This is a genomic window from Streptomyces sp. NPDC056161, assembly GCF_042268025.1.
GTDB lineage: Bacteria > Actinomycetota > Actinomycetes > Streptomycetales > Streptomycetaceae > Streptomyces.
Genome location: NZ_JBHJUV010000006.1, coordinates 183,967 through 208,986 on the forward strand (window position 1 = coordinate 183,967; position 25,020 = coordinate 208,986).

Below are 25,020 nucleotides of genomic sequence, written 5' to 3' on the forward strand. Positions count from 1 at the left end.
CCTGGGGGGCGGAGCAGTATCTGACGTACGTCGGCGCCGACCTCCGCCGCAAGCGCGCGACCTGCTCTGCGACGGTCACGGGCAGCCGGGTTCGAGGTCGACCAGCCCCAGGGCCACGTTTCTCGTCACCACTCAGAAGATCCCCTTGTACCCCTGCCACCCGGTGGCGATCTTCGTGCCGGCACCGAACGCCCCCTTGCCGTTGCCGTTGTTGCGCCACAGGTTGCCGGAGGTGTCGCGGGACAGGAGGTCGGCCTTGCCGTCGCCGGTGAGGTCGCCGACGCCGATGACGGTGTTGTACGAGCCGCCCCAGGCGGAGAAGATCTTCACGCGTGCGGAGAAGGTGCCCTTGCCCGTGCCGAGACAGCGGTACAGGTTGTTGGACTTGTCCTGGGCGACCAGGTCGCCGATGCCGTCGCCGTTGAGGTCGCCGACGCCCACGATCTTCTTGTACGTCTTCCAGTCGGCGTAGAGCTTCACACGCGCGGAGAGCTTTCCGGTGCTCGTCCCCTTGTAGAGGTAGACCGCGCCGGTGGCGGAGTTGCGGGCGATGAGGTCGGGACGGCCGTCGCCGCTGATGTCGCCGGGCGAGGTCAGGACGTCGTACTGGTTCCAGCCCTTGCCCAGCGAGGTGTGCGGGGTGTTGGTGAGGAACGCCTGACCGAGCCTGGTCCGGTACACCCGCAGTTCGCCGCTGCTGAACCGGACGAGGATGTCGTTGCGCCGGTCGCCGTCGAGATCGCCGAACGGGACGAGCTTCACGGAGGTGGGCCAGCCAGAGGCGGACATGGCCTTGCCCAGGGTGCCCGTGCCGGTGCCCGGCCGGTAGCTGATGGCGCCGGAGGAGTTGAGGGTCAGGACGTCGCCGGTTCCGTCGGGCGCCCAGGAACCGCCACCGGTGAAGTCGTGGCGTACGGCGGCCCCGTCGGACACCTTCACCGTCTGCGACACGGTCAGCGCGCGTCCCGAGCCGTCGGCGGGCGGGATCGTCACCGTGAAGGTGTAGGTGCCATTGGGGACGAGCGCGCCCTTGGCGTCACGGATGTCCCACCGCGCGGTCAGATTGCCCTGCACCGTCCCACCGGAGAGGGTGCGGACGACGACACCGGTGGCCTTGCTGGTGAAGGTGGCCGTCCAGGAGGCGGCCGGTTTGGAGAGGAGCCCACGCCACTGCCACCACGGGCTGACGGCCGCGCTGCTCTCCCCCGCGTTGCCGGTCGTCTCGGACTCGACGGCGGAGAGCGGCTGGGTGGCGACCCCGCTGGGCACCAGGTGGATCCGGTTCTCCGTGTCGACGTAGGCGACGGGCCCGCCGAACTTGTCCACGGTCCAGGTCGTCCCACGCCCGCCGGACGTGCCCGCCGGGAGGTCGGCTATCTCACGGGTGGTCGCGGTGCCGTCGGCGAAGGCGGTGAGGAGCAGCGTCCCGGTGGTCGTGTCCTGCCGGACGAGGTATCCGTCGCCGAGCTGGACCTGGCCGGACGGCACGGGCGTGTTCTTCTTCGCCGTTCGGTCCCAGACGCCGGCCGTCCCGCCCGTACCGCAGGACCAGTAGATCCAGCGGCTCACCACCTGGAGCTCCTTGGGGACGCACGGGGCGCCGGTGCTGACGGTGGTGGCGATCGCGCCGGTCTTCAGGTTCCTGGCGGTGACGACACCGTTGCCGGAACCCGGCGTCCACAGGCTGGTCCCCCAGACGGAGGCGGCTGTGGCGGAGCGGGTGAGGACGGGCTGCAGGTCGGTGTAGACACCGAGGTCGCCGACGTACTGCTTGCTGGGGGAGGAACCGTTGACGACCGCGTAGCGGCCGGTGACGTCGAGGACGGTGCCGGCGGCCGAGGGCAGGTAGAAGAAGCCGGCCTGGTCATCGCGGTCGACGGACTGGACGTACGAGCCGACCGGGTCGGCGTCGGCGGTGAAAGTCACCGCGCGACCGTCCCCGGTGGCGTACGGGCCCGTGTCGCGGCCGTCCCACTTCTCCCAGGTCCGGGTGCCGGGCGTGCCGTCCGCGGCGATCGGCCGGGTGTAGTAGGCACCCAGGAAGCTGCTGTCGGCCTCGCCGGTGGCCAGGGTGCCGTTCTCCAGCGACAGCCGCGTGATCTTCGCCGCTGCCGGCGGTACGGCGGCCAGTTCGGTCAGTGCCGGGGTGTCCGCGCCCGTGTCGGTGACCCGGCGTACCGCCCAGTGCCCGGCGTCGGCGCCGCCGACGACCAGCAGGCCGCCGTCGGGGGCGGGGACGACGGAGCTGTTCGCGTGCCGGAGCAGGGTGACCGGGGCGCCGCCCGTGACGGGGACGGCCATGAGCTGCTCGCCGGACTCGTCGGCCAGGTCGGAGGGGTTCGACGGCACGGTACGGGCCACCACGAGCCAGTCCCCGGCGATGCCGACCGACGGGGTGCCCTCGGTGCCGGGCAGGGTCACCGTCGTCCCGGGGGCGGTGAGGTCGCCGCGGTCCAGGACGTGTGCCACCGGCGTGGTGCCGGACGGGTACCAGACCAGCCGGTCCGCGCTCAGCTCGACGGCGGCCGGCGCGGCGGACACGGTCACGTCGCCGGTGACCTTCGCGGCGGCCAGGTCCACCAGCGCCAGGTGCTGCACGCCCCCCAGCGCGTAGCCGACGACGGCGGTGCCGCTGTCGCCGCCCAGCACCCGGAAGTTCGCGGTGATCCCGGCCGGCCACCCGTCGACGAGGGTGCCGTCGGCCGGGGCGTCGCCGCCGTAGAGCCACAGCGTGCGACTGCCGGCCGTGTCCTGGGCCTGGGTCAGCACATGGGTGCCGTACGTGGCCAGGTATGCGCCGTGGGTGAGGGTGACATCGGTGTTGGTGGCGGCGGAGAGGTCACGGAGGACGACCTTCTGGGTGGGCGAGACGACGTCGGTCACGATGTCGGACGACGAGCCCAGGTAGCCGGCGAGTTCGAGTCGCGGCAGCTCGCCCAGTTCGGTCGTCGCACCGGTGGCGTACGACGTCCACAGGTAGCCGGAGCGCCCCTCCTGGGCGTGCAGGTAGCCGTCGGCACCGGCGCTGTGGAGCCGGTCGGCGCGGGGCTTGTAACGGTCGGACTGGAAGACCTTTTCGGTCGCGAGTGCGGTGCTCCCGGTGCCGTCGCCCGCATCGGCCGTGCCGACGAGCGGACCGGGACCGGCGACAACGGTGAGGACTGCCAGCGCGGCGACGACGCCGCGGGCGGTGGTACGACGAGCCATCGTCGCCTCCTGAGGGCTTCCGGCGGAAAGAGGCGTGACGGAGGTCGACTGCCGGGAAGGCGCGTGTTGATGCTGCCGCGAAATATCCGCCCCCCGAACTTCCCCCCCACACGCGGCGAGCTGAGAATAACAGTGGCCACAGGTTTCTCTGGGGCACCGGTAGGACGAGATCCTGATCGTCTCCGCGACGGCCACCGGGCCGGCGACGCCAGGTCCCTTCTCGGCGCACCTGCCGTTGCCTGTGACGTCGTTGCCGTCGCCGCGCGCCAGACAAAATGCTCCCTGCCGCAGCGGGCGTCCCCTGCGTCCGGCTCGCATTCTGCAAACGCGCCGAGGTGCTGCTGGATGCGGCAGAAAGGCTCCGCAAAGCGCTCGCGCACCGACCGCCGCCGCAGGTCGATCCTCGCATTCCCCGTCGCCCGCCCCGCCCCACCCGCCCGGAACGTCCACACCGGAGGCCGCATGCTCCCGGCCGTGGTACCGGCGCTTGCCGCACCACAGAGTGGGACGTACAATTTCTTGTACGTCGAAGGAGGGTTGACCGTGAAGACCATGACGTATTCCGAGTCCCGCGCGCGGTACGCCGAGGTGCTCAACTCCGTCACCGACGACCGCGAGGAGGTCGTCATCACCCGGGCCGGACATGAGCCGGTCGTCATCGTCTCCCTTGAGGACTACGAGTCCCTGAAGGAGACCGCGTACCTGCTGCGAAGCCCGGCGAACGCCCGGCGCCTGCTCGCCTCCATCGACGAGCTGGAGAACGGCGGCGGCACCGTACGCGAGCTCGCGACCGACGAGTGAGGGCCCCGGGTTGAAGATCACCTTCTCCTCCCGTGCCTGGGAGGACTACCTGTGGTGGCAGTTGCAGGACCGGAAGATCCTTGAGCGCATCAACACACTCATCGCGGACATCGCCCGGAACGGCAACAAGGGGATCGGCAAACCGGAACCCCTCAAGCACGGATTCCAGGGCTATTGGTCGCGCCGCATCAACGACGAGCACCGGCTGATCCACAAGGCGACCGAGGACGGCGTCCTGATCGCACAGTGCCGCTACCACTACGAGAGCTGACCGGTGAACCGCGGCGATCCACCGGTCCCGTCCCCTCCGCACGGTGCGTTCAGTCGTACGGCGGAGAGCGGCGGACTTCTCAGCCCGCGCCCCGGTCGGCGACGGCTTCGCCTTCTGCCGCGCGCTGCCTGAGCGCTGCGGAGTGGTGGCGATCCCCAACGCCGTCTTCTACGACCACCGCGAGAAGGGCGCACCCTTCGTACGCTTCGCCTTCTGCAAGCAGACGGGCGTGCTGGAGGAGGCCGTCGCCCGCCTCAGGACACTGGGAGCACAAGGGTCTTGGGGTTTGGGCTACTCAGTGTCCTTCGGGTGCCGCGGTGAGGCGTACACCAGGATCACAGTCGAGGTCTCGGGGCTGACCAGGTAGCGGACCCGGCCGCCACTGGTGATCTCGTATTCCCACTGCTCCAGCTCGGAGCCCTTCCACTCCTTGGCCGCGTGCCTGCCGCGGAGCTGGTGCTGACGGTTCCAGTTGGCCCGCGACAGCGGGTCTGTGCGAAGGGCTTCCAGGCAGCGATGGGCGTTCGGCAACGCCACCCGGCACAGCTCCTCCCAGCCGGTCGCGGCCTCCGTCGTCCCAAGGATGACGTTCCAGCCGCTCAACGGAGGAACACTGACCCGATCACCTTTCTTCGGGCTCACTCGTGCACCTCGACCGGGCCGAGGTCGACTCCACCGAGCGGACGCAGTGCTTCCCTGAGCTGGTCGGGGTCGGCGTTGACGCGGGCAGTCGCCCGCCACGACACGATCGCTCGGTGCACGGCTTCCCTGGCACCCAGCTCAGCGGCGTCGGACAGCGCGTCCAGGAGCTCGACGGTGAATTCCCGGACCTCTTCGTCGTCCAGGTGACGCACCCACGGGAACACCTCGGGCAGCGCGAGCAGAATCGACCTGGCCCCTCCGTCCTGCTTCATCAGGGCGAGGAACAGCCGCGACGCGGTGGTCAGGTTCTCCTCGGTACGCTCCGCGTGTATGGCCGTGGTCAGCACCATGTCGGGCGCGTCTCGATGTGTGACACGCAAGCACCCCAAGGCGGCGGCCCTCGCGGCGACCGCCTTCGGGTTCCGGGACAGATCAGTGAACGATACGGATTCCGACTCCGTTGCCGGGTGCGCGATCCTCATACTCAGACTGTACTCAGATTACGCTCTGATTTCTACGGGAGAGAGCAAAGGGCTGACAGGACCCGGACCACCCGACGCCGGCACCGAACGGTTCCACCGGTGCGCTACGGCGTTTTCGACGGCGTTTCCCACAGCCATACGGTGCGGTCGTCGTGGTCGTTGCCCGCGACGAGCCGGCCGTCCGGGCTGAAGGCGACGGCCCCCTCCACGCCTTGCTCCTTGCTGTCCGCCAGGACGGCGCTCGGTTTGCGGTCGGCCACGTTCCACAGCATCAGACACCGCCGTACCGCCCCTGTCCTGCCCCCGCCGTAGCCCCTCCGCGCGGGCCGTCCGGACTCCGGGACCCGGGCCCCGCGGCTGCGGGATCCGGCGCCCGCGGCTGTCACGTCGCCACGCCGACGGCCGTCACGACGTACCCGCTCGGCCGCACACTGCTCGCGCGCCCGCGCTCGCCCCTGCAAGCTGCGAAAATGTGAGCCACGCAAGTCCCACCCTCGTCCCTGCCGCTCCCGCGGTGTCCCAGGAGCCCGGCCCCCGGGAGCGTGTCCGGGCCCGGCTGTCCCTGCTGACGGCGAGCGGGATCGCGCTCGGGGTGTTCGCCGTCACCCGGATCGCCGGGATCGCCGTGCTGGCCGTGGCCGCCTGGACCCGGGACAAGCAGCCGCTGGCCCTGCTCGGCCGGTCCTGGGACTCCGTGTGGTACCTGGGCATCGCCGCGCACGGCTACGGCCGCACCCTGGCCTTCGAACCGGACGTCATCCACAGCGACCTGGCGTTCTTCCCGCTGTACCCGGCGCTGGTGCGGGTCGTGACCGCCGTGACGCCGTTCGGCGGGGGCGCGGCGGGACTGCTGGTGTCCTGGGCCGCCGCCGGGGTCGCCGCCTGCGGGATCTACGCGGTGGGGGCACGCCTGTACGGCCCCGGCGTGGGCACCGTGCTGGTGGTGCTGTGGGGGCTGCTGCCGCACTCCGTGGTGCTGTCGATGGCGTACACCGAACCGGTGCTCACCGCGTTCGCGGCCTGGTCCCTGTACGCCGTGCTGGCCGGGAACTGGCTGTGGGCGGGCAGCCTGGCCACGTTCGCCGGGCTGTCCCGGCCCAACGGCATCGCGGTGGCCGCCGCCCTGATCGCCGCGGCGGCCTGCGAGGCGTACCGGATCCGGCGGCGCGGCGGCCGGTTTTCCCACAGGCTGTGGACGGGCGCCGCGCTAGCGCCGCTGGGCTGGACGGCGTACGTGCTCTGGGTCGGGCGGCGCAAGGACGACCTGCTCGGCGGCTACTTCGAGGTGCAGCGGCTGTGGGGGTCGCGGTTCGACCTCGGGCGCGGTTCGCTGCACTTCGTCCGCGGGCTGCTGGTCCGGGGCGACCGGTTCGTCTTCTCCGTGGCGCTGCTGATCGTGGCGCTGGCCGTGCTGCTGTACGCGCTGCTGGTCGCCGAACGGGCCCCGCTCCCCCTCCTCGTGTACAGCGGGGTGCTGCTCCTGATCACGCTCGGCGGCTCCGGCTTCTTCGAGTCCAAGCCGCGCTTCCTGCTGCCCGCGTTCCCGCTGCTGATTCCGCTGGCCCGAGCCCTGGTACGGACGGCGAGAGCCCGGCCCTGGCACGCGACCGTGGTGGTCTGCGCCCTGGCCGGGCTCTCCTTCGGATACGGCGCCTATCTCGTCGTGCTCGCGCGGACGCCGCTGTGACGGCCGTGACCGCCCGGCCGCCGCCCCAGCACGCACAAGAAGCACGGAGCGCACAGGACGCACAGAGCGCACAGAGCGCACAGGACGCACACGCACAGGACGAACCGGATGAGCGGGACGCACGGGGCTGGGACGGTGGCGGCTCACCTGCCGTGCCGGGTCGCCGCGCCACCGCGCGCCAGGGTGCGGAGCGACGGTGTCACTCCTCGTCGTCGGGCTTGTCCGCCTCGTTGACCTCCTGTTCGAGGCCGAGCTGCTCCACCAGCCACTTGTCGAACTCGATCGCGGCCCGCACCCAGCTGACCGTGGAGGTGACGAAGTGGTTGAGGTCGACGCCGGTGCTGATCAGCATCTGCGCCTCACCGATGAGGCGGACGGTGCCGTCGTCATGGGTGTGCGTGTACACCTTGGGCCACAGCGTCCTGCGGTTCCAGTCGTCGATCGACTCCAGGAGCTGCGGCTTCTCCTCGATCTGGTGCGGCCGGTCGTAGAAGGTCCGCACCGAGAAGACCGCCTGATCGGGCTCCCCACGGAACATGAAGTACGTACGGAACTGCTCCCACGGCGCCGCGAGGTCACCCTCTTCGTCGACGACGTACTTCAGCTCCATCTGGTCGAGGAGCTGCTTCACAAGATCCTGATCCGGGACGACGGGGCCCGCCGGTCCTTGGGGCTGCGGCTCGGGCTGGCCCCCGAAGTTCGGAATCGAGGACGGGTCGATGGTCACCGTGAATTTCCCTTCGTACGGATTCCGCCATCCTCCCTCATCCGGGGAGGGGGGTGGCAAGCCCCGGCGGCACTGTCCGCCACGGGCAGACACGATCCGGTCAAGGCTTTACCCGCACGCCACGAAGCACGTGCCCGCACGCCATCCGGACGCGCCGCCGCCCGTCTCCCCGGCCCGGTTCCGGCCGGGAGACGGACGGTGGAGACAGGCGGTGGAGACGAGCGGTGGAGACGGGCGGTCCGGACGGGCGATCCGGACCCGCGACGGGTCAGAGTGTCTTGCCGGTGGACGGGCCGACCAGCAGGCCGTCGCCGAAGGCGTCCACCCGGACCGTGTCGCCGTCCTTGACCTCCCCGGAAAGGATCTCCTTGGCGAGCCGGTCGCCGATGGCGGTCTGGACCAGACGGCGCAGCGGGCGGGCACCGTAGGCCGGGTCGTTCCCCTCGTCCGCCAGCCAGGCCAGCGCCTCGTCGGTGATCTCCAGGGTGAGCCGGCGCTCGGCCAGCCGCCGGGCCAGCCGGTCGATCTGGAGCCGGGCGATCCGGGCCAGTTCGTCCTTGCTCAGGGCGGAGAAGACGACCAGGTCGTCGAGCCGGTTCAGGAACTCCGGCTTGAAGGAGGCCCGGACCACTTCGAGCACCTGCTCCTTCTTCTCGTGCTCGCTGGTGGTCGGCTCGACCAGGAACTGGCTGCCCAGGTTCGAGGTGAGGACGAGGATCGCGTTGCGGAAGTCGACCGTACGGCCCTGCCCGTCGGTCAGCCGGCCGTCGTCCAGCACCTGGAGGAGGATGTCGAAGACCTCGGGGTGCGCCTTCTCCACCTCGTCCAGCAGGACGACGCTGTACGGGCGGCGGCGCACCGCCTCGGTCAGCTGGCCGCCCTCCTCGTAGCCGACGTACCCGGGGGGCGCGCCGACCAGCCGGGCCACGCTGTGCTTCTCGCTGTACTCCGACATGTCGATACGGACCATGGCCCGCTCGTCGTCGAAGAGGAAGTCGGCGAGCGCCTTGGCCAGTTCCGTCTTGCCGACGCCGGTCGGGCCGAGGAAGAGGAAGGAGCCGGTGGGCCGGTCGGGGTCGGCGATGCCGGCCCGGCTGCGGCGCACCGCGTCGGAGACGGCCCGCACGGCCTCGGTCTGGCCGATCAGCCGGCGGCCCAGCTCGTCCTCCATGCGCAGCAGCTTCTGCGTCTCGCCCTCCAGCAGCCGCCCGGCGGGGATGCCGGTCCAGGCGGCGACGACGTCGGCGATGTCGTCGGAGCCGACCTCGTCCTTGACCATGGTGTCCTTCGCGGCCTCCTCCTCGGCCTCGGAGGCGGCCTCCATCTCCTTCTCCAGCTCGGGGATCTCGCCGTACAGCAGCTTGGAGGCGGTGTCGAAGTCGCCGTCGCGCTGGGCGCGTTCGGCCTGGCCGCGCAGGTCGTCGAGGCGTTCCTTCAGCTCGCCGACCCGGTTCAGGGACTGCTTCTCCTTCTCCCAGCGGGCGTTGAGACCGCGCAACTCCTCCTCCCTGTCGGCGAGGTCGCGCCGCAGCTTCTCCAGGCGCTCCCGGGAGGCCGCGTCGGTCTCCTTGCCGATCGCCAGCTCCTCCATCTTCAACCGGTCGACGGCGCGCTGGAGTTCGTCGATCTCCACGGGCGAGGAGTCGATCTCCATGCGCAGCCGGGAGGCGGACTCGTCGACCAGGTCGATGGCCTTGTCGGGCAGGAAACGGGAGGTGATGTAGCGGTCGGAGAGGGTGGCGGCGGCCACCAGCGCGCTGTCCGCGATCTGCACCTTGTGATGTGCCTCGTAGCGGCCCTTGAGACCGCGCAGGATCGCGATGGTGTCCTCCACGGTCGGCTCGGCGACCAGCACCTGCTGGAAGCGCCGCTCCAGCGCCGGGTCCTTCTCGATCCGCTCGCGGTACTCGTCGAGCGTGGTCGCGCCGACCATGCGCAGCTCACCGCGGGCCAGCATCGGCTTGAGCATGTTGCCCGCGTCCATCGCGGAGTCGCCGCCGGCGCCGGTGCCCACCACCGTGTGCAGCTCGTCGATGAAGGTGATGATCTGCCCGTCGGAGTCCTTGATCTCGGCGAGGACGGTCTTCAGCCGCTCCTCGAACTCACCCCGGTACTTGGCACCCGCGACCATCGCGCCGAGGTCCAGCGCCACCAGCCGCTTGTTCTTCAGCGACTCCGGTACGTCGCCCTTCACGATCCGCTGGGCGAGGCCCTCGACGACGGCGGTCTTGCCGACGCCGGGCTCGCCGATGAGCACGGGGTTGTTCTTGGTACGGCGGGACAGCACCTGGACGACCCGCCGGATCTCGTGGTCCCGCCCGATGACGGGGTCGAGCTTGCCGTCGCGGGCCGCCGCGGTGAAGTCGGTGCCGAACTTCTCCAGGGCCTTGTACTGGCCCTCCGGATCGGCGGTGGTCACGCGTCGCCCTCCCCTTGCCTTCTGGAAGGCCGTCTGCAGTTTCTTCGCGTCGGCGCCCTGCCGGGCCAGCACCTCGCCGGCCGCGCCGCCCTTCGCCGCGATACCGATCAGCAGGTGCTCGGTGGAAAGGTAGTCGTCGCCGAACTCCTTCGCGCGCGCGGCCGCGTCGGCGAGGACGGCGAGCAGCTCGCGGTTGGGCTGCGGGGGCGCGACGGTGGACCCGGCCACGCTGGGCAGCCCGGCGAGCACCTGCTCGGCCCCGGACCGTACGGCGGCCTGGTCGGCGTCGACGGCCGCGAGCAGGTCGGTGATGTTCTCGTTGTCCTGCCCCTGGAGCAGAGCCAGCAGCAGGTGGGCAGGCGTAAGGTCCGGGTGTCCCTCGGTCACGGCTCGCGTGCTGGCCGCGTTGATCGCGTCCCGGCTCCTGTTGGTCAGCTCGGCGTCCACGTTCGCGTTCTCCTCCTCGGCGTCGGCTCGTCGGCCAGTTGTCGGCCGCGTCTCCCGGTGCTCCCAGTGCTGACTTGACCAACGTACACAAAGTTGAGTCTATTCCACTCAAGGCGAGACCGGGAGCCCGGGGACCGTCCGGCATCGGCCGGGGACCGCCCGGCATAGGTCGGGGACCGCCCGGCATAGGTCGGGGACCGCCCGGCATAGGTCGGGGACCGCCCGGCATAGGTCGGGGCGGGGGGCGGGTCCCGGTCCTCGGCCTCCCGGGCAGCCCGCCTCCGCGCCGACGTGCCGCCCGGCCCTGGAGTAGTTTCCGGAGGCATGAGCCGACCGACCGTGGACTACGCCGTGGACCTGGACGCACCGGACGCGTCGTACCTCGCCTTCTGGCGGGAGCGCCATCTGTGCACCCTGACGACCCTCCGCCCCGACGGCAGCCCGCACGTCGTGCCCGTCTCCGTGACCTACGACCCCGAGGCCCGGCTGGCCCGGGTGATCACGAACGGGACGAGCGCCAAGGCGGGCCATGTCGTCGCGGCCGGCCGGGCCGGTGCCCGGGTCGCCGTCTGCCAGGTGGCCGGGCGGCGCTGGGCCACCCTGGAGGGCCGGGCCTTCGTCAGCACCGACCGGGAGCGCGTCGCGGAGGCGGAGCGGCGCCACGCGGAGCGGTACGAGCGGACGCCGTCGCCGAACCCTTCCCGCGTGGTGATCGAGATCCGGGTGGAGCGGGCGCTGGGGAAGGCGTGATCCCGGGGCGGCGGCCGGGATTCGGGCCGCACCGGGAGCGCGGCGCGGAATCCGCCCCGGGGCGGGTCGAGCCGGGGCGAGCCCGGCCGGGTCGAGCCCCGTTCCGGCCCCGGCGCCCTTCCGGTGCGCAGCCGACCACGGACCGCCACAAGCGGTTTTGAGCCAGCATGAGAACAGGTTGATGTCGCGAAATATCCCCTGAAACGACAGCGGCGTCACCGTGTTCAGGTCACGGTGACGCCGCTGCGGGGGGAAGTACCTGAGCGATCTATAACGACGGGGGAATCGCGTCAGGCACTGCGGGGGGTGGCCGAGATAGTCCTCACATCCGGGACCTCCGGCTCTGCCAGCCGATGGTCCCGCTGATCCAGGTTCACAAAAATCATTCCGTACCGAATGGCACATCGCACAGGTTGCGGAGCCCCTCGGGGCTTCCGCAGACACCGGTACGCCCGTACGTCCTCGTCCTCGTCCCGCGTGACGACGACCGGCTCGCCGAACACGGTCACCATCAGCGAGTCACCGCTGTGGGGGATGGCGGTGACCAGGTCGATGAAGTGCCAGCCGGATCGATAGGCGGTCGCCATCTCACGGCGGAAGGAGCGGTCGTCGGGTGGAGTGCTCACGTCAGCCCCCGGCTCCCACTACCGGCGGGAGCGGCCACGACGTGTTGCTCGTGCTCTGCGCGGGGGGCCACTGGGTGCCCTGCGCGACACTAGGCCAGCTGGTGTTTGCCCGAACATCGCCCTTCGTGCCGGAGAAACCGCCCAACGCACCGACGGCCACCAGGGCAGAGAAGGCAGCGACAAGCACCGAGCGAAGCATTTTCTTACCCATAGTCGGCTTCGTCCTCACTTGAAGGTCCCCTTTTCCCCCGTCAGGTACGACGATGGCTCATTCGGGCACGTCATGGCCACACAATCGGTGCATCATGTTCCTGCATGTTCAGGACCCTGGGGGGTGGAGATTTGGCAACGAGTCACTCAAAAGCGACACATCCCCACGCTGTGACGGAGCTGTGTGAGGATGGTGGCCGTGTCTATGCCGCGGCTCTACGCACGGGACACGTCTCGCGCACAGCTGTGGAAGCCGCCCCCTGCCTGCTGGAGTTCGGCCTGCTCCACCCGGACCCTGACGACCCGGACCGGCTGCGCCCGGTGCCGCCCTCGGTCGCCCTGGTCCAGCGGCTCGGCCCGATCGAGCGTGAGATAACCGAGCGGCGGCGGCTGACGATCGAGCTGGCGGACGCCTTCGGACCGTTCATGACGCTCAGCACGCAGGACACGGCGAGCAGCGATTCGATGACCCTGCTGGAGGGCAGCGAGCGGATCAACGCCGCGCTCAACCTGGCCACCGAGCAGTGCCGCACGGAGGTGCTGACGGTCCAGCCGAGCGACCGCATCTCCGAACGCAGCGTCCTGAAGGGGCTGGAGCGCGACCGGCCGCTGATCGAACGCGGCGTGCGGATCCGCACCCTGTACCAGCACACCGCCCGCCACAACCCGGAGAAGCTGGCCTACGCCGCGCACCTCGCCGACGGCAAGGCGGAGTACCGCACCATCGACGAACTGGTGGAGCGCCTCATCATCTGCGACGAGACCGTCGCGTTCATCCCCATCCGCGACGACCAGCAGGTCGCGCTGGAGCTGCGCCAGCCGGGCCTGGTCCGCTATCTGGTCAAGGTCTTCGAGTTCATGTGGAACCGCGCCGTCCCGCTGGGCACGGACGGGCCCTACGAGGCCGCCCCCGACGGCATAACGGAGATCCAGCACTCCATCGCGAAGCTCCTCGTGGAGGGCCATGTCGACGAGGCCATCGCCCGCCGGCTCGGCATGAACGTCCGTACCTGCCGCGCCCACATCGCCAAGCTGGCCCAGTCCCTGGGCAGCGGCAGCCGCGCCCAGCTCGGCTATCTCATCGCACGCTCGGGGATCCTTGATCAGGAATACTGAGCGGGCTCTCGCCGGCCGGGCGGTGTGTGCCGTCCAGGCCCACCTGGGCGATGCGGACGCCCAACTGGGTGCGGCTGGCGGCGCCGAGCGTCTCCGACAGCCGCGCGATGTGCGCGCGGCAGGTACGGACGCTGATCCCCAGGCGCTCGGCGATCACCGCGTCCTGGTGGCCCTCGGCCAGCAGCGCGGCGATGGACTGCTCGCGGTGCGAGATGCCCTCGATGCCGGTGTCGGGCAGCGGGGCGGTCAGCGGGATCGCGAGGCGCCACAGCCGTTCGAAGACCGTCACCAGGTATTCGACCATCGCCGGGTGCCGCAGCTCCAACGCCATCGTGCGGTCGGTGTTCGCCGGGATGAAGGCGACCGTGCGGTCGAACAGGATCAGCCGGTCGATGACCTCGTCCAGGGTGCGGGCCTCGACCGCGTCACCCATCAGTTCCAGGTAGTTGAGCAGTCCCTGGCCGTGCCGTGCCACGTGCGTGTACAGGTCGCGCATGCGCACGCCCCGGCCGCGCAGCGCCAGCGCCCGGTGCAGCCCCTCGGTCAGCTCGGCCTCCCGCCGGATGCCGCCTGGCTGCACCGTCAGCACCTCGGTGGTGCAGGCCGCGGTCGCCTCGTCCATCGCCGCCTGGATCCGGGACAGTCCGTCGAGGACCCGGATCGCGGTGCCCTCGGCCGGTGCCGACGCCGGGGCCGGCAGCTGACGGCCGAGACCCGCGTACCGCTCGAAGGCCGCCACCGCCGAACCCACCCGGCGCTGACTCTCCCTGACCTCGTCGTACATCACGCGCAGCAGCCGGGTCATGACCTCCTGCGGGGAGGTCGGCACCAGCCAGTCCATGTCGTCCGGGTCCGGGTGCAGCAGGGCGAGATCCAGCAGGCAGGGCACCGGCTCGGCATCCATGCGCGGCACCCGCCCGCTCCGTACGGCCCGGGAGTACACGCTGTCCCCGGCTTCGCACAGGCGGTCGGCACCGTGTGGATGCTCCTCCGTTCCGCGCCCGGTCATCGCCCATTCCACCCCCGGTTGCTGCCACTTCCGCAGCGCAACTATGCGCGGCCCCGACCGGCTCCGCAACACGGCTGCCCGCGCCGTGCCCAGCGTGATCCGGTGGATTCTCCCGGTTCCTCCCCGGCGTCTTTCGGCCCTCCCGCAGCCGGTCGGCCGGTCCGCCGACGCCCGTCGGCGAACTCCCGCACCGCCGTGAGCAGGTGAAATCCCCTCAGCGACCACTGTGTCACCCTGCGCGTCCACGCCGCCCCGGGCCGTATGCGGAAGACACCCGCAGACCGGCCGACACCCGGATCAGGATGTTTGTACGAGCGAGCCGGAACAGGGGGTTCTACGGGGCCCCGGGACGCGGCATACGGGACTCGGGAGTGGGGGTCGGAAATGGGGGTCGGAAATGGGGGTCGGGGATGGGACTCGGGACGAGTACGGCGGGCGAGTACGGCGGGCGGGTACGGCGGGCCGGTCGGGTCTGACCGCGCATCGCGTACGGCGGTGGCGGGCGCGTGGTGACCGGCAGGCGCGTACGGCGGTGGCGGCGCGCGGGACGACAACGGCGCGCGCAGCAGCCGGTGGGGCGAGCGGCCGGCGGGGCGGCCGATCGGCGAGGAGGGCGACCAGCGGGGCCCGGCCTGCGCCGTGGACGGCGCGGAGGTCGCGTACCGGCGCTCGGACGGCCGCCTCCGCGCCCCCGGCGGCGTGGCTCCGGCGGGGCGGCCGGAACCCGGTGAACGGCCCTCAGAAGCCCCACAGCAGCCGTCAGGCCCCCCTGGGCACTCCCTCCTCACCCGTCCCGCGCACCGCCCGCACACGGCCACTCGACGGACACGGCCACGAGCACGATTACGAAACACGAGCACAAGCACGGGCACGGAGCGCCGCGTTCAGGGGCACGGAGCGCCGCGTTCACGGCCACGGCCCGCCTTCACGGCCGTAGCCGCTACTTCAGGCCGAGCGCGTCGCAGTCCGCCTTGTAGTCGGGCGTGCAGATGTCGGAGACCTTGTAGATGCCGTCCGCGATGACCGTGCTCTTGATGTTGTTCTTCGTCATCGCGCTCACCTGCACCAACTGGGCCGGGATGTCCTTGGTGGTGGGGCTGTTCACCCGGTCCGGGGTGAGCGCGTCGAACTGGATGTCCTTGCCCTGGACCTTGGCGAGCGCCATCTCGGCGGCCGTTTCGGCCTCGTCCGGGTAGGACTTGTAGACGGTCATGTACTGGTCGCCGGCGACGATCCGCTGCACCGCCTCCAGTTCGGCGTCCTGGCCGGTGATCGGCGGCATCTCGACGACCCCGCCGGCCTTGAGCGCCTTGACGATGCCGCCCGCCATGCCGTCGTTGGCGGAGTAGACGGCCGCGATGTCGTCCTTGCCGATGTCGTGGAGGGCACGGGCCATGTTGGCCTCGGCGTTCTCCGGCTTCCAGTCCTTGGTGTCGAACGACGCGGCCACCGTCACCTTGCCGTTCAGCGCGGCGAGGGCGCCCTGCTTGACCTGCTTGGCGTTCGGGTCGGTCAGCGCGCCGTTCATCATGACGATCTTCCTGGAGGATTCGGTGCCCGACCCCAGCGCCTCCAGCAGGGAACGCCCCTGCAACTCGCCGACGAGTTCGTTGTCGAACGAGATGTACGCGTCGACCGGCCCCTCGGCCGGCCGGTCGTACGCGATGACCGGGATGCCCGCGTCCTTGGCCTTGCGCACCTCGCCCGCGATGCCGTGCGCGTCGACCGCGTCCAGCAGGATGACGTCGACCCTGTCGTCGATCATCTTCTGCATCTGCGTGGCCTGCTTCGCCGCGTCCGCCCCGGCGTTGGCGTAGTCGACCTTGCCCTGCCGGCCGGTCAGCGAGTCGACCTTCGACTTGATGATGGGGTAGTCGAACTTCTCGTAGCGCGTGTTGGCCGTCTCCGGCAGCAGCAGGCCCACGGTGACGTCGTCGCCCTTGGTGGGACTGGCGCTGTCGCCCGAACTGCCCGTCGCGTTCAGAACGCCACAGCCTGCGAGCGGGAGGATCACCGTGGACGCAGCCACGGCCATGACCATACGACGCATTCGAGTGCTCACCTTAGGTGCGTTCGGGACGTGAGGGCTTGATTCGGCCCAGGTGACTGAAAAGCCAACGCGTCGACACCACCCGCGTCAAGGAGAAGTGCCTAACGAGTGCGCAACGTAACGTCCAGTCGTTGCTGTGAAGGTCTGGCGGAACTCTCTTGAAGCAGCAGGTACGGGGCCTCCACCCAGGGCAGTTCAGGAGAAGGCAAAGATCCGTCCAACCTTGATTTCTTCACATGAGCCGACGTCAGGAACGGCCGTCGGGACCGCCCCGGCCACCCCGGCCCACTCCTCCGCGTCCACCCCGGCCCTCCCCGGCCCTACTCGGCCTTCCCTCGGCCTTCCCTTTGCCTCCCCGGCCCTCCCCGGCTCTCCCCGGCCCTCCCCGGCCCTCGAACGGCAGGTCCCCGCTGAGCGTGCGCGGACACGGCAGGGGCCCGGAGGATCACCTCCGGGCCCCTGCCGTACGTACTGCCGTGCCGCGCCGGTCAGTCCTTGGCCTTCTTCGGCCGCCACACGACCAGCGCGCTGGTCTGCTGGACCTCCTGGTACGGCACCAGGTCGCGGCGGTAGGAGGCGTGGACGGCTGCCTCGCGCTGCCGCATCGCCGCCGCCGCGCCGTCCAGCGCCGCCTGTAGTTCCGCGGCGCGGGCCTGTAGGGCGGCGACCTGGTTCTCCAGTTCGATGATGCGCTTGATGCCGGCCAGGTTGATGCCCTCGTCCTGCGACAACTGCTGCACCTGGCGGAGCAGTTCGATGTCGCGGGCCGAGTAGCGGCGGCCCCGTCCCGCGGTGCGGTCCGGGGAGACCAGGCCCAGCCGGTCGTACTGGCGCAGCGTCTGCGGGTGCAGGCCGGAGAGCTGGGCCGCCACCGAGATGACGTAGACCGGGGTCTCCTCGGTCAGTTCATACGGGTTACGTCGACGGCCGTCCATCTCTCTCAGGCTCCCTTCGCGGCCTCGAACAGCTCCGTCCGCGGGTCCTCACCCACGGTCGCCTCGCGATACGCCTCCAGCGCGTCACGAGCCTTCCCCGTCAGGTCCTTGGGAACACTCACCTCGACGGTGACCAGCAGATCCCCGCGGGTGCCGTCCTTGCGGACCGCGCCCTTGCCCCGCGCCCGCATGGTGCGGCCGTTGGGCGTGCCCGGCGGGAGCTTCAGCGTGACCGGCGGCCCGCCCAGGGTCGGTACCCGGACCTCGCCGCCGAGCGCGGCCTCGGTGAACGTCACCGGGACGGTCACCGTGAGGTTGTCGCCCTTGCGGCCGAACACCGGGTGCTCGCCGACGTGGACGACGACGTACAGGTCGCCCGCCGGTCCGCCCCGCTCGCCCGGGGTGCCCTTGCCGCGCAGCCGGATCCGCTGCCCGTCCGTCACCCCGGCGGGGATGCGGACCTGCATGGTCCGGGACGACTTGGCCCGCCCGCTGCCCTTGCACTCCGTGCAGGGGTGCTCGGCGATCAGGCCGCGGCCCTTGCAGTCGGGGCAGGGATCGGTGAGCGAGAAGCCGCCGCCCGAGCCCCGCGCCACCTGCCCGGTGCCGACACAGGTCGGGCACACACGCGGCGTGCCGTTCTTGTCGCCGGTGCCCGAGCATGCCTTGCAGGGCGCCTGCGAGGACATCCTGAGCGGCACCGTGGCGCCCTCGATGGCCTCCGTGAAGCTCAGCGTGACCTCGGACTCGATGTCCTGGCCGCGCCGGGGCTGGGTGCGCGTGGTCCCCGCGCCGCCCCGGTTGAACAAGCCCCCGAAGACGTCACCGATGCCACCGCCGAAGCCGCCCGCGCCCTGCCCCTGGCCCTGGGCGCCGCCTCCGAAGAGGTCGCCCAGGTCGAAGTTGAAGTTGCCGCCCGCGCCCGGCCCCGGGCGGTAGCCGCCGTTGCCGAAGAGGGCGCGCGCTTCGTCGTACTCCTTGCGCTTCTTGGGGTCGCCGAGGATGTCGTTCGCCTCGGAGATCTCCTTGAAGCGCTCCTCCGCCCTGGCGTTGCCCTTGTTGGCGTCCGGGTGGTTCTCGCGGGCGAGTTTCCGGTACGCCTTCTTGATCTCGGCGTCGGTGGCGTCCTTGGGGACGCCGAGGACCTTGTAGTAGTCCTTCTCGATGAAGTCCTTGGTGCTCATCCCCGACGTCCCTCCTTCCACTCGGTGCTTACGTCAGCCCTCTTCCGGGCCACCGCTCTCCTTGTCATCGGCGGAACCGCCGGCACTACCGGAACTACCGGAACCACCAGAACCACCGGAGCCACCGGAGCCACCGGAACTTCCGGGCTTACCGGAGCCGCCCGCCGCGTTCTCCTCGCCGCCCTCCGCCTTGGCCGACTGCGCCCCGGGCTGCGGTTCGGCCACGGCCACCCGCGCGGGGCGGATGGTGCGCTCGCCGAACCGGTACCCGGGTTGCAGGATCGCCACGCACGTCGTCTCCTCGACGTCCGGCGCGTACGAATGCATCAGGGCCTCGTGGATCGTCGGGTCGAAGGGCTCGCCCTCCTTGCCGAACTGCTGCAACCCCATCTTCGCGGCGACGGTCTCCAGCGATTCGGCGACGGACTTGAAACCGCCGACGAGTTCGCCGTGTTCCCGGGCCCGGCCGATGTCGTCGAGCACGGGCAGGAGTTCGGTCAGGAGGTTCGCGATGGCGATCTCCTTGACCGCGACCCGGTCGCGCTCGACGCGGCGGCGGTAGTTCTGGTACTCGGCCTGCAGTCGCTGGAGGTCCAAGGTGCGCTCGTTGAGCGCGGTCCGCACCTGGTCCAGCTGGGCGACCAGACCGGCGTTCTGCCTTGCGTCCCCGGCCGGGGCCGCCGCCTCCTCCGCGGAGGAGGCGGCGGCCTGCGGCTCGGCGTCTTCGGGGGTGGCGCCGGAGGGGACGTCGGGCTTCTCGTCGAAGCCCGGGGTCTCCTCCGTCACGCGGCACCGTCCTTGCGCTCGTCGTCGACGATCTCCGCGTCGACGACATCGTCGTCGGCCTTGGCCTCACCGGCACCGGACGCGCCGCCGGCGGCGGCCTGCCCGGCCTGGGCGTCGGCGTACATGGCCTGGCCCAGCTTCTGCGAGACGGCCGCGACCTTCTCGGTGGCGGTGCGGATCTCGGTGATGTCCTCGCCCTTGAGCTTCTCCTTCAGCTCGGCGACGGACTCCTCCACCTCGGTCTTGATCTCGCCGGGGACCTTGTCCTCGTTGTCCTTGAGGAACTTCTCCGTCTGGTAGACGAGCTGCTCGCCCTGGTTGCGGGTCTCGGCGGCCTCGCGGCGGCGGTGGTCCTCCTCCGCGTACTGCTCGGCCTCCTGGCGCATCCGGTCGACCTCGTCCTTCGGCAGCGAGGAGCCGCCGGTGACGGTCATCTTCTGCTCCTTGCCGGTGCCGAGGTCCTTCGCCGTGACGTGCATGATGCCGTTGGCGTCGATGTCGAAGGAGACCTCGATCTGCGGGACGCCGCGCGGCGCCGGCGGCAGACCGGTCAGCTCGAACATGCCGAGCTTCTTGTTGTACGCCGCGATCTCGCGCTCGCCCTGGTAGACCTGGATCTGCACCGACGGCTGGTTGTCCTCGGCCGTGGTGAAGATCTCCGAACGCTTCGTCGGGATCGTGGTGTTGCGCTCGATCAGCTTGGTCATGATGCCGCCCTTGGTCTCGATACCGAGGGACAGCGGGGTCACGTCGAGCAGCAGGACGTCCTTGACCTCGCCCTTGAGGACACCGGCCTGGAGCGAGGCGCCGATGGCGACGACCTCGTCCGGGTTCACACCCTTGTTGGCCTCCTTGCCGCCGGTCAGTTCCTTGACCAGTTCGGCGACGGCGGGCATACGGGTGGAGCCGCCGACGAGGACGACGTGGTCGATCTCGCCGAGCTGGATGCCGGCGTCCTTGATGACGTTGTGGAACGGCGTCTTGCAGCGCTCCAGCAGGTCCGCGGTCAGCTGCTGGAACTGAGCGCGGGTCAGCTTCTCGTCCAGGTGCAGCGGGCCCTCGGCGGACGCGGTGATGTAGGGCAGGTTGATCGAGGTCTCGGTGGACGAGGACAGCTCGATCTTGGCCTTCTCCGCGGCCTCACGCAGGCGCTGGAGGGCCATCTTGTCCTTGCCGAGGTCCACGCCGTGACCGGACTGGAACTGCTTGACCAGGTAGTCGACGACGCGCTGGTCCCAGTCGTCACCGCCGAGGTGGTTGTCGCCGTTGGTGGCCTTCACCTCGACGACGCCGTCGCCGATCTCCAGCAGGGACACGTCGAAGGTGCCGCCGCCGAGGTCGAAGACGAGGATGGTCTGGTCGTCCTTGTCGAGGCCGTAGGCGAGGGCCGCCGCGGTGGGCTCGTTGACGATGCGCAGGACGTTGAGACCGGCGATCTCGCCGGCTTCCTTCGTCGCCTGGCGCTCGGAGTCGTTGAAGTACGCCGGGACGGTGATGACCGCGTCGGTGACCTTCTCGCCCAGGTAAGCCTCGGCGTCCCGCTTCAGCTTCTGCAGGATGAAGGCGGAGATCTGCTGCGGGTTGAAGTCCTTCCCGTCCAGCTGGATCTTCCAGTCGGTGCCCATGTGGCGCTTCACGGAGCGGATGGTCCGGTCCACGTTGGTGACCGCCTGGCGCTTGGCCACCTCGCCGACGAGCACCTCGCCGTTCTTGGCGAAGGCGACGACGGACGGCGTGGTCCTGGCGCCCTCTGCGTTGGTGATGACGGTGGGCTCGCCGCCCTCCAGAACGCTGACGACGGAGTTAGTCGTGCCCAGGTCGATGCCGACCGCACGTGCCATGGTGATTTCCTCCAGCTGACTTGAGTGGAACGGACTCAAGTGTGCATGAGGTCGACCGCTGGGTCAACAGACCTGAGTCCGTGACGCTCAACTCTTATCCGCTCCTTACACGCAACTGAGTGCTGACCTGCGACGACGCAACGCGACGAGCGCCGTACACCGGCACACGCAGCAGCAGAAGGATGACGAGCAGGGCACCGCCCGCCACCCACAGCACGCTCTCCTCGTCCGCCCAGCCGGTGTGCGCGAGCACCCCGGTGAACACCCCGGAGAACGCCGCGACGGCCGACAGCACGGTGGCCCCCTGCGGGGTGAGTCCGAGCCGCCGCAGCCGGTGCGCCAGATGGTCGGGGCTCGCCCGCAGCAGCGACCGCCGGGCCGCCAGCCGGGACACCGCGACCAGCACCAGATCCAGGCCGGCGACGGCGGTCAGCGCGAACAGCACCTCGGCGCTGGACCCGACGCCGTACCCGGCCCGGGTGAACACGCCCGCCGCGGCCAGCAGGAACCCGGTGAACAGGGAGCCGCAGGCGCCGAGCCCGATCCGCGCGGGATGCCAGTTGTGCATGAGGAAGCCGGTGAGCGCGGCGGCGAGCACACTGAGCAGTACGGCCAGCCCGTCCATCATCTCGGCGGCGGCACAGACCCCCACCCCGAAGGCGGTCAGCACCCCCACGGTGCCCGCGAGCCCGTCGGCGTGGTCGAGGGCCCGGAAGCCGAGCGTGACGAACACGATCCACGCCACGGCCAGCGCCCCGGCGGCCACCCCGGTGTCCTCGTACGGCACGACACCGGCCGCCGCCACCGCCGTACCCGCCACCAGCACCCGGGCGCGCAGCCGCCACACGTCGGCGACCAGCCCGAGCAGGGCGACCCCGGCGGCGGCGAGGAGCAGCCCGCCCACCCCGTCACCGAGCGGCGCGACCCGGGTCCACTGTCCCGCGCAGGCGACCAGACAGGTGACGAGGACGACGGCCGCGCCGCCGAACAGCGGCACGGGCCGTCGGCTGCGGCGGTCGACGAACCCGGCCCGCAGTGCGGGCACGCGGAGCAGCGCCGCGAGCAGGGCGGCGAGCAGGAGTGCGGCGGTGGCCGCGAGGATCCCGTAGAGCACGGCTCCCAAACTAGGAGCGAAGTGAGCAATTCTGTATGAATAACACGAATAACACGATTGACTCGTACGATTTGATCACCTGACGGACGGAACGAACTCCGCGGACCGGCGGCACCGAGGGGCGACGGCGGGAACGCTTCACGGCCCCGCCCCGACCGCCCGCCCACGTGCCGCTGAGCGATTCAGATCACCCCGCACCCCGCTACAGTGCGACGCAAGATTAGGGGTAACCTCAAACCGACTGCATAAGTTACCGCTTAGTAATTACGAGGCCGCCTCAGGAGCCCCCATGCAACTCGCCGCGATCATCGTGTCGCTGGTCCTGGCCGTGGTCGGCGTGGCGCTGTTCGCCCGAGCCATCGGCCAGATCTACCGCTTCGTCCGACTCGGACAGGACGTTCCCGCCGGCACCCGCACCAATGACCCCCAGCAGCGCACCCTCACCGTGGTCAAGGAGTTCCTCGGCCACACCCGCATGAACCGCTGGGGCATCGTCGGCGTCGCGCACTGGTTCGTGGCGGTGGGCTTCTTCACCCTGGTCCTCACCCTGGTCAACGCCTTCGGTCAGCTGTTCCAGGCCGACTGGTCCATCCCCGTCATCGGCGACTGGCCGCCCTACGAGGTCTTCACCGAACTCATCGGACTGCTCACCACGCTGGGCATCCTCACACTGATCGTCATCCGCCAGCTGTCCCGGCCGGACCGTCCGGGCCGCAAGTCCCGCTTCGCGGGCTCCAGCTTCGGCCAGGCGTACTTCGTCGAGGCCGTCATCCTCATCATCGGCCTGGCGATCCTGACGCTGCGCGGCCTGGAGGGCGCCCTGCACCACGTCGACGGCTACGAGGCGTCGTACGTGATCTCGTACCCGCTGGTCACGGCCTTCAAGGGCCTCGGCCTGAGCACCTTGCAGAACCTGGTCTACCTGGTCGCGCTGATCAAGATCGCGACGTCCTTCATCTGGATGATCACCGTCGCCCTCAAGACGGACATGGGCATCGCCTGGCACCGCTTCCTCGCCTTCCCCAACATCTGGTTCAAGCGCGAGAGCGACGGCGGCACCGCCCTCGGCGCCCTCCAGCCGATGACCTCCGGCGGCAAGCCGATCGACTTCACCGACCCCGGCGACGACGACGTCTTCGGTGTCTCGCAGATCGAGCAGTTCTCCTGGAAGGGCCTGCTGGACTTCTCCACCTGCACCGAGTGCGGCCGCTGCCAGAGCCAGTGCCCCGCCTGGAACACCGGCAAGCCGCTCTCCCCCAAACTCCTGATCATGTCCCTCCGGGACCACGCGCACGCCAAGGCGCCCTATCTGCTGGCCGGTGGCGGCAAGACGGCGGAGGGCGAGGAGAAGGCGTCCGCCGAGGCACTGAAGGACGTCCCCGCCGCCGCGCTCGCCGAGGCCGAACGCCCGCTGATCGGCACCGCCGACGAGAGCGGGGTCATCGACCCGGACGTCCTGTGGTCCTGCACCACCTGCGGCGCCTGCGTCGAGCAGTGCCCCGTCGACATCGAGCACGTCGACCACATCGTCGACATGCGGCGCTACCAGGTGATGATCGAGTCCGCGTTCCCGTCCGAGGCGGGCACGATGCTCAAGAACCTGGAGAAGAAGGGCAACCCCTGGGGCCTGAACAAGAAGCAGCGCCTGGAGTGGACCAAGGAGGTCGACTTCGAGATCCCGGTCGTCGGCCAGGACATCGAGGACCTCACCGAGGTCGAGTACCTGTACTGGGTCGGCTGCGCCGGCGCCCTGGAGGACCGCGCCAAGAAGACCACCAAGGCGTTCGCGGAACTCCTGCACATCGCGGGCGTCAAGTTCGCGATCATGGGCGGCGACGAGAAGTGCACCGGTGACTCCGCGCGCCGCCTCGGCAACGAGCCCCTCTTCCAGGAGCTGGGCATGGACAACGTCATGGCGCTGAACATGGCGTTCGGCGAGGAACTGGACGACGACGGCAAGGCCACGCCCGAATCGCGGAAGCCGAAGTCCGCGAAGAGGATCGTCGCCACCTGCCCGCACTGCCTCAACACCATCGGCAACGAGTACCCGCAACTCGGCGGCGACTACGAGGTCGTCCACCACACCCAGCTGCTCCAGCACCTGGTGGACGAGGGCAAGCTGATCCCGGTCACCCCGGTCGAGGGCATCATCACCTACCACGACCCGTGCTACCTGGGCCGCCACAACAAGATCTACACGCCCCCGCGCGAGATCATCGGCAAGGTCCCGGGCCTGCGCAACGAGGAGATGCACCGCCACAAGGAGCGCGGCTTCTGCTGCGGCGCGGGCGGCGCCCGGATGTGGATGGAGGAGCGGATCGGCAAGCGCATCAACAACGAGCGCGTCGACGAGGCCCTCTCCCTGAACCCCGACATCGTGTCGACGGCCTGCCCCTTCTGCCTGGTCATGCTCACCGACTCGGTCAACGGCAAGAAGAACGACGGCACGGCCAAGGAATCCATCCAGGTCGTGGACGTGGCCCAGTTGCTGCTCGACTCCGTCAAGACCCCGGTCGACCCGGCGGGCACGGCGGAGCCGGAGAGCGAGCCGGAGCCGGAGCCGGTGAAGTGACCGGCGGAGCATCGATGAAGTACCGGTGAAGTGACCGGCAGAACTCCGGTGAGATGAGACAACCGGTACGGCCGACGCCCCTGTGCCCGCACGGACACGGGGGCGCGGCCATGTCCGGACCCGGAGGCACGGCAATGTCCGGAC

The 25,020-nt window shown here is 70.2% G+C and carries 20 protein-coding genes and 1 pseudogene; 7 read left to right on the forward strand and 14 right to left on the reverse strand.

What is annotated here, in order from left to right:
• Window positions 1–132 precede the first annotated feature (132 nt).
• A complete protein-coding gene (locus ACFC09_RS08245) occupies window positions 133–3,207 on the reverse strand; it encodes an FG-GAP-like repeat-containing protein (protein WP_376524958.1) in 3,075 nt (1,024 codons plus the stop codon).
• A 543-nt stretch (window positions 3,208–3,750) separates the two neighbouring features.
• Between ACFC09_RS08245 and ACFC09_RS08250 the strand changes: the two genes are divergently transcribed.
• From ACFC09_RS08250 to ACFC09_RS08260, 3 genes and pseudogenes are all read left to right on the forward strand, one after another.
• Window positions 3,751–4,008: a type II toxin-antitoxin system Phd/YefM family antitoxin gene (locus ACFC09_RS08250; RefSeq protein ID WP_037676836.1), complete on the forward strand. Its 258-nt coding sequence runs from the start codon at window positions 3,751–3,753 to the stop codon at window positions 4,006–4,008.
• 10 nt (window positions 4,009–4,018) lie between these two features.
• Entirely contained in the window at window positions 4,019–4,279 is a 261-nt protein-coding gene (locus ACFC09_RS08255; protein WP_376524960.1) for a Txe/YoeB family addiction module toxin, read from the forward strand.
• Window positions 4,280–4,370: 91 nt separating this feature from the next.
• Window positions 4,371–4,544 (forward strand): annotated as a pseudogene (locus ACFC09_RS08260) (aminotransferase); the annotation flags it as partial.
• A 26-nt stretch (window positions 4,545–4,570) separates the two neighbouring features.
• On the opposite strand, the gene ACFC09_RS08265 reads toward ACFC09_RS08260, so the two are convergent.
• The 3 genes from ACFC09_RS08265 to ACFC09_RS08275 all read right to left on the reverse strand — a co-directional run bounded on the left by ACFC09_RS08265 (window position 4,571) and on the right by ACFC09_RS08275 (window position 5,675).
• The gene (locus ACFC09_RS08265; protein WP_376524962.1) at window positions 4,571–4,882 is read right to left on the reverse strand and encodes a hypothetical protein; all 312 of its coding nucleotides are present in this window, start codon (window positions 4,880–4,882) and stop codon (window positions 4,571–4,573) included.
• Between the two features lie 35 nt (window positions 4,883–4,917).
• Window positions 4,918–5,271: a prevent-host-death family protein gene (locus tag ACFC09_RS08270; protein ID WP_376524964.1), complete on the reverse strand. Its 354-nt coding sequence runs from the start codon at window positions 5,269–5,271 to the stop codon at window positions 4,918–4,920.
• A 236-nt stretch (window positions 5,272–5,507) separates the two neighbouring features.
• Window positions 5,508–5,675: a hypothetical protein gene (locus ACFC09_RS08275; RefSeq protein ID WP_376524966.1), complete on the reverse strand. Its 168-nt coding sequence runs from the start codon at window positions 5,673–5,675 to the stop codon at window positions 5,508–5,510.
• A gap of 200 nt (window positions 5,676–5,875) precedes the next feature.
• On the opposite strand from ACFC09_RS08275, the gene ACFC09_RS08280 reads away from it, so the two are divergent.
• Window positions 5,876–7,090, forward strand: a complete 1,215-nt coding sequence (locus ACFC09_RS08280; protein WP_376524968.1) for a hypothetical protein — start codon at window positions 5,876–5,878, stop codon at window positions 7,088–7,090.
• A 199-nt stretch (window positions 7,091–7,289) separates the two neighbouring features.
• Here ACFC09_RS08280 and ACFC09_RS08285 read toward each other — a convergent pair whose 3' ends face one another.
• Window positions 7,290–7,817, reverse strand: coding sequence for a YbjN domain-containing protein (locus ACFC09_RS08285; RefSeq protein WP_376524970.1), 528 nt, complete (start codon window positions 7,815–7,817; stop codon window positions 7,290–7,292).
• 268 nt (window positions 7,818–8,085) lie between these two features.
• On the reverse strand, window positions 8,086–10,683 hold the full coding sequence (gene clpB / locus ACFC09_RS08290; protein ID WP_376524972.1) for an ATP-dependent chaperone ClpB: 2,598 nt from the start codon (window positions 10,681–10,683) through the stop codon (window positions 8,086–8,088).
• A gap of 324 nt (window positions 10,684–11,007) precedes the next feature.
• Here clpB and ACFC09_RS08295 point away from each other — a divergent pair, with 324 nt between their 5' ends.
• Window positions 11,008–11,433, forward strand: a complete 426-nt coding sequence (locus ACFC09_RS08295; RefSeq protein ID WP_376524974.1) for a pyridoxamine 5'-phosphate oxidase family protein — start codon at window positions 11,008–11,010, stop codon at window positions 11,431–11,433.
• 290 nt (window positions 11,434–11,723) lie between these two features.
• Here the strand turns inward: ACFC09_RS08295 and ACFC09_RS08300 are convergent, their stop codons facing one another.
• Window positions 11,724–12,020 (reverse strand): (2Fe-2S)-binding protein, encoded by a 297-nt coding sequence (locus ACFC09_RS08300; RefSeq protein ID WP_376525039.1) that lies wholly within the window; start codon window positions 12,018–12,020, stop codon window positions 11,724–11,726.
• A 354-nt stretch (window positions 12,021–12,374) separates the two neighbouring features.
• Between ACFC09_RS08300 and ACFC09_RS08305 the strand changes: the two genes are divergently transcribed.
• On the forward strand, window positions 12,375–13,385 hold the full coding sequence (locus ACFC09_RS08305; protein WP_376524976.1) for a helix-turn-helix transcriptional regulator: 1,011 nt from the start codon (window positions 12,375–12,377) through the stop codon (window positions 13,383–13,385).
• On the opposite strand, the gene ACFC09_RS08310 is transcribed toward ACFC09_RS08305, so the two are convergent.
• The 7 genes from ACFC09_RS08310 to ACFC09_RS08340 all read right to left on the reverse strand — a co-directional run bounded on the left by ACFC09_RS08310 (window position 13,348) and on the right by ACFC09_RS08340 (window position 22,304).
• On the reverse strand, window positions 13,348–14,394 hold the full coding sequence (locus tag ACFC09_RS08310) for a LuxR C-terminal-related transcriptional regulator (RefSeq protein ID WP_376524978.1): 1,047 nt from the start codon (window positions 14,392–14,394) through the stop codon (window positions 13,348–13,350). The two genes, ACFC09_RS08305 and ACFC09_RS08310, sit on opposite strands and share 38 nt — an antisense overlap.
• 940 nt (window positions 14,395–15,334) lie before the next feature.
• Window positions 15,335–16,444, reverse strand: coding sequence for a sugar ABC transporter substrate-binding protein (locus ACFC09_RS08315; RefSeq protein ID WP_376524979.1), 1,110 nt, complete (start codon window positions 16,442–16,444; stop codon window positions 15,335–15,337).
• A gap of 488 nt (window positions 16,445–16,932) precedes the next feature.
• Complete coding sequence (locus ACFC09_RS08320; protein ID WP_376524981.1) at window positions 16,933–17,379, reverse strand: heat shock protein transcriptional repressor HspR; 447 nt, start codon at window positions 17,377–17,379, stop codon at window positions 16,933–16,935.
• Window positions 17,380–17,384: 5 nt separating this feature from the next.
• Window positions 17,385–18,563 carry a molecular chaperone DnaJ gene (gene dnaJ / locus ACFC09_RS08325; protein WP_376524983.1) on the reverse strand — a complete coding sequence of 393 codons (1,179 nt, stop codon included), beginning with the start codon at window positions 18,561–18,563 and terminating at the stop codon, window positions 17,385–17,387.
• Between the two features lie 33 nt (window positions 18,564–18,596).
• The gene (gene grpE, locus ACFC09_RS08330; RefSeq protein WP_376524984.1) at window positions 18,597–19,349 is read right to left on the reverse strand and encodes a nucleotide exchange factor GrpE; all 753 of its coding nucleotides are present in this window, start codon (window positions 19,347–19,349) and stop codon (window positions 18,597–18,599) included.
• Window positions 19,346–21,190 carry a molecular chaperone DnaK gene (gene dnaK / locus ACFC09_RS08335; protein ID WP_376524986.1) on the reverse strand — a complete coding sequence of 615 codons (1,845 nt, stop codon included), beginning with the start codon at window positions 21,188–21,190 and terminating at the stop codon, window positions 19,346–19,348. Before dnaK ends, grpE begins: the two co-directional genes overlap by 4 nt.
• Window positions 21,191–21,284: 94 nt before the next feature.
• A complete protein-coding gene (locus tag ACFC09_RS08340) occupies window positions 21,285–22,304 on the reverse strand; it encodes an MraY family glycosyltransferase (protein WP_376524988.1) in 1,020 nt (339 codons plus the stop codon).
• 289 nt (window positions 22,305–22,593) lie between these two features.
• On the opposite strand from ACFC09_RS08340, the gene ACFC09_RS08345 reads away from it, so the two are divergent.
• Window positions 22,594–24,876: a (Fe-S)-binding protein gene (locus tag ACFC09_RS08345; RefSeq protein ID WP_376524990.1), complete on the forward strand. Its 2,283-nt coding sequence runs from the start codon at window positions 22,594–22,596 to the stop codon at window positions 24,874–24,876.
• Window positions 24,877–25,020: the final 144 nt, after the last annotated feature.

Coding starts and splice junctions, on each gene's coding strand:
- ACFC09_RS08245 (WP_376524958.1), bottom strand. CDS start 3,207: ATGGCTCGTCGTACCACCGCCCGCGGCGTCGTCGCCGCGCTGGCAGTC.
- ACFC09_RS08270 (WP_376524964.1), bottom strand. CDS start 5,271: ATGGTGCTGACCACGGCCATACACGCGGAGCGTACCGAGGAGAACCTG.
- ACFC09_RS08275 (WP_376524966.1), bottom strand. CDS start 5,675: ATGCTGTGGAACGTGGCCGACCGCAAACCGAGCGCCGTCCTGGCGGAC.
- ACFC09_RS08295 (WP_376524974.1), top strand. CDS start 11,008: ATGAGCCGACCGACCGTGGACTACGCCGTGGACCTGGACGCACCGGAC.
- ACFC09_RS08300 (WP_376525039.1), bottom strand. CDS start 12,020: ATGGCGACCGCCTATCGATCCGGCTGGCACTTCATCGACCTGGTCACC.
- ACFC09_RS08305 (WP_376524976.1), top strand. CDS start 12,375: ATGTTCAGGACCCTGGGGGGTGGAGATTTGGCAACGAGTCACTCAAAA.
- ACFC09_RS08310 (WP_376524978.1), bottom strand. CDS start 14,394: ATGACCGGGCGCGGAACGGAGGAGCATCCACACGGTGCCGACCGCCTG.
- ACFC09_RS08315 (WP_376524979.1), bottom strand. CDS start 16,444: ATGCGTCGTATGGTCATGGCCGTGGCTGCGTCCACGGTGATCCTCCCG.
- ACFC09_RS08320 (WP_376524981.1), bottom strand. CDS start 17,379: ATGGACGGCCGTCGACGTAACCCGTATGAACTGACCGAGGAGACCCCG.
- dnaJ (WP_376524983.1), bottom strand. CDS start 18,563: ATGAGCACCAAGGACTTCATCGAGAAGGACTACTACAAGGTCCTCGGC.
- dnaK (WP_376524986.1), bottom strand. CDS start 21,190: ATGGCACGTGCGGTCGGCATCGACCTGGGCACGACTAACTCCGTCGTC.
- ACFC09_RS08345 (WP_376524990.1), top strand. CDS start 22,594: ATGCAACTCGCCGCGATCATCGTGTCGCTGGTCCTGGCCGTGGTCGGC.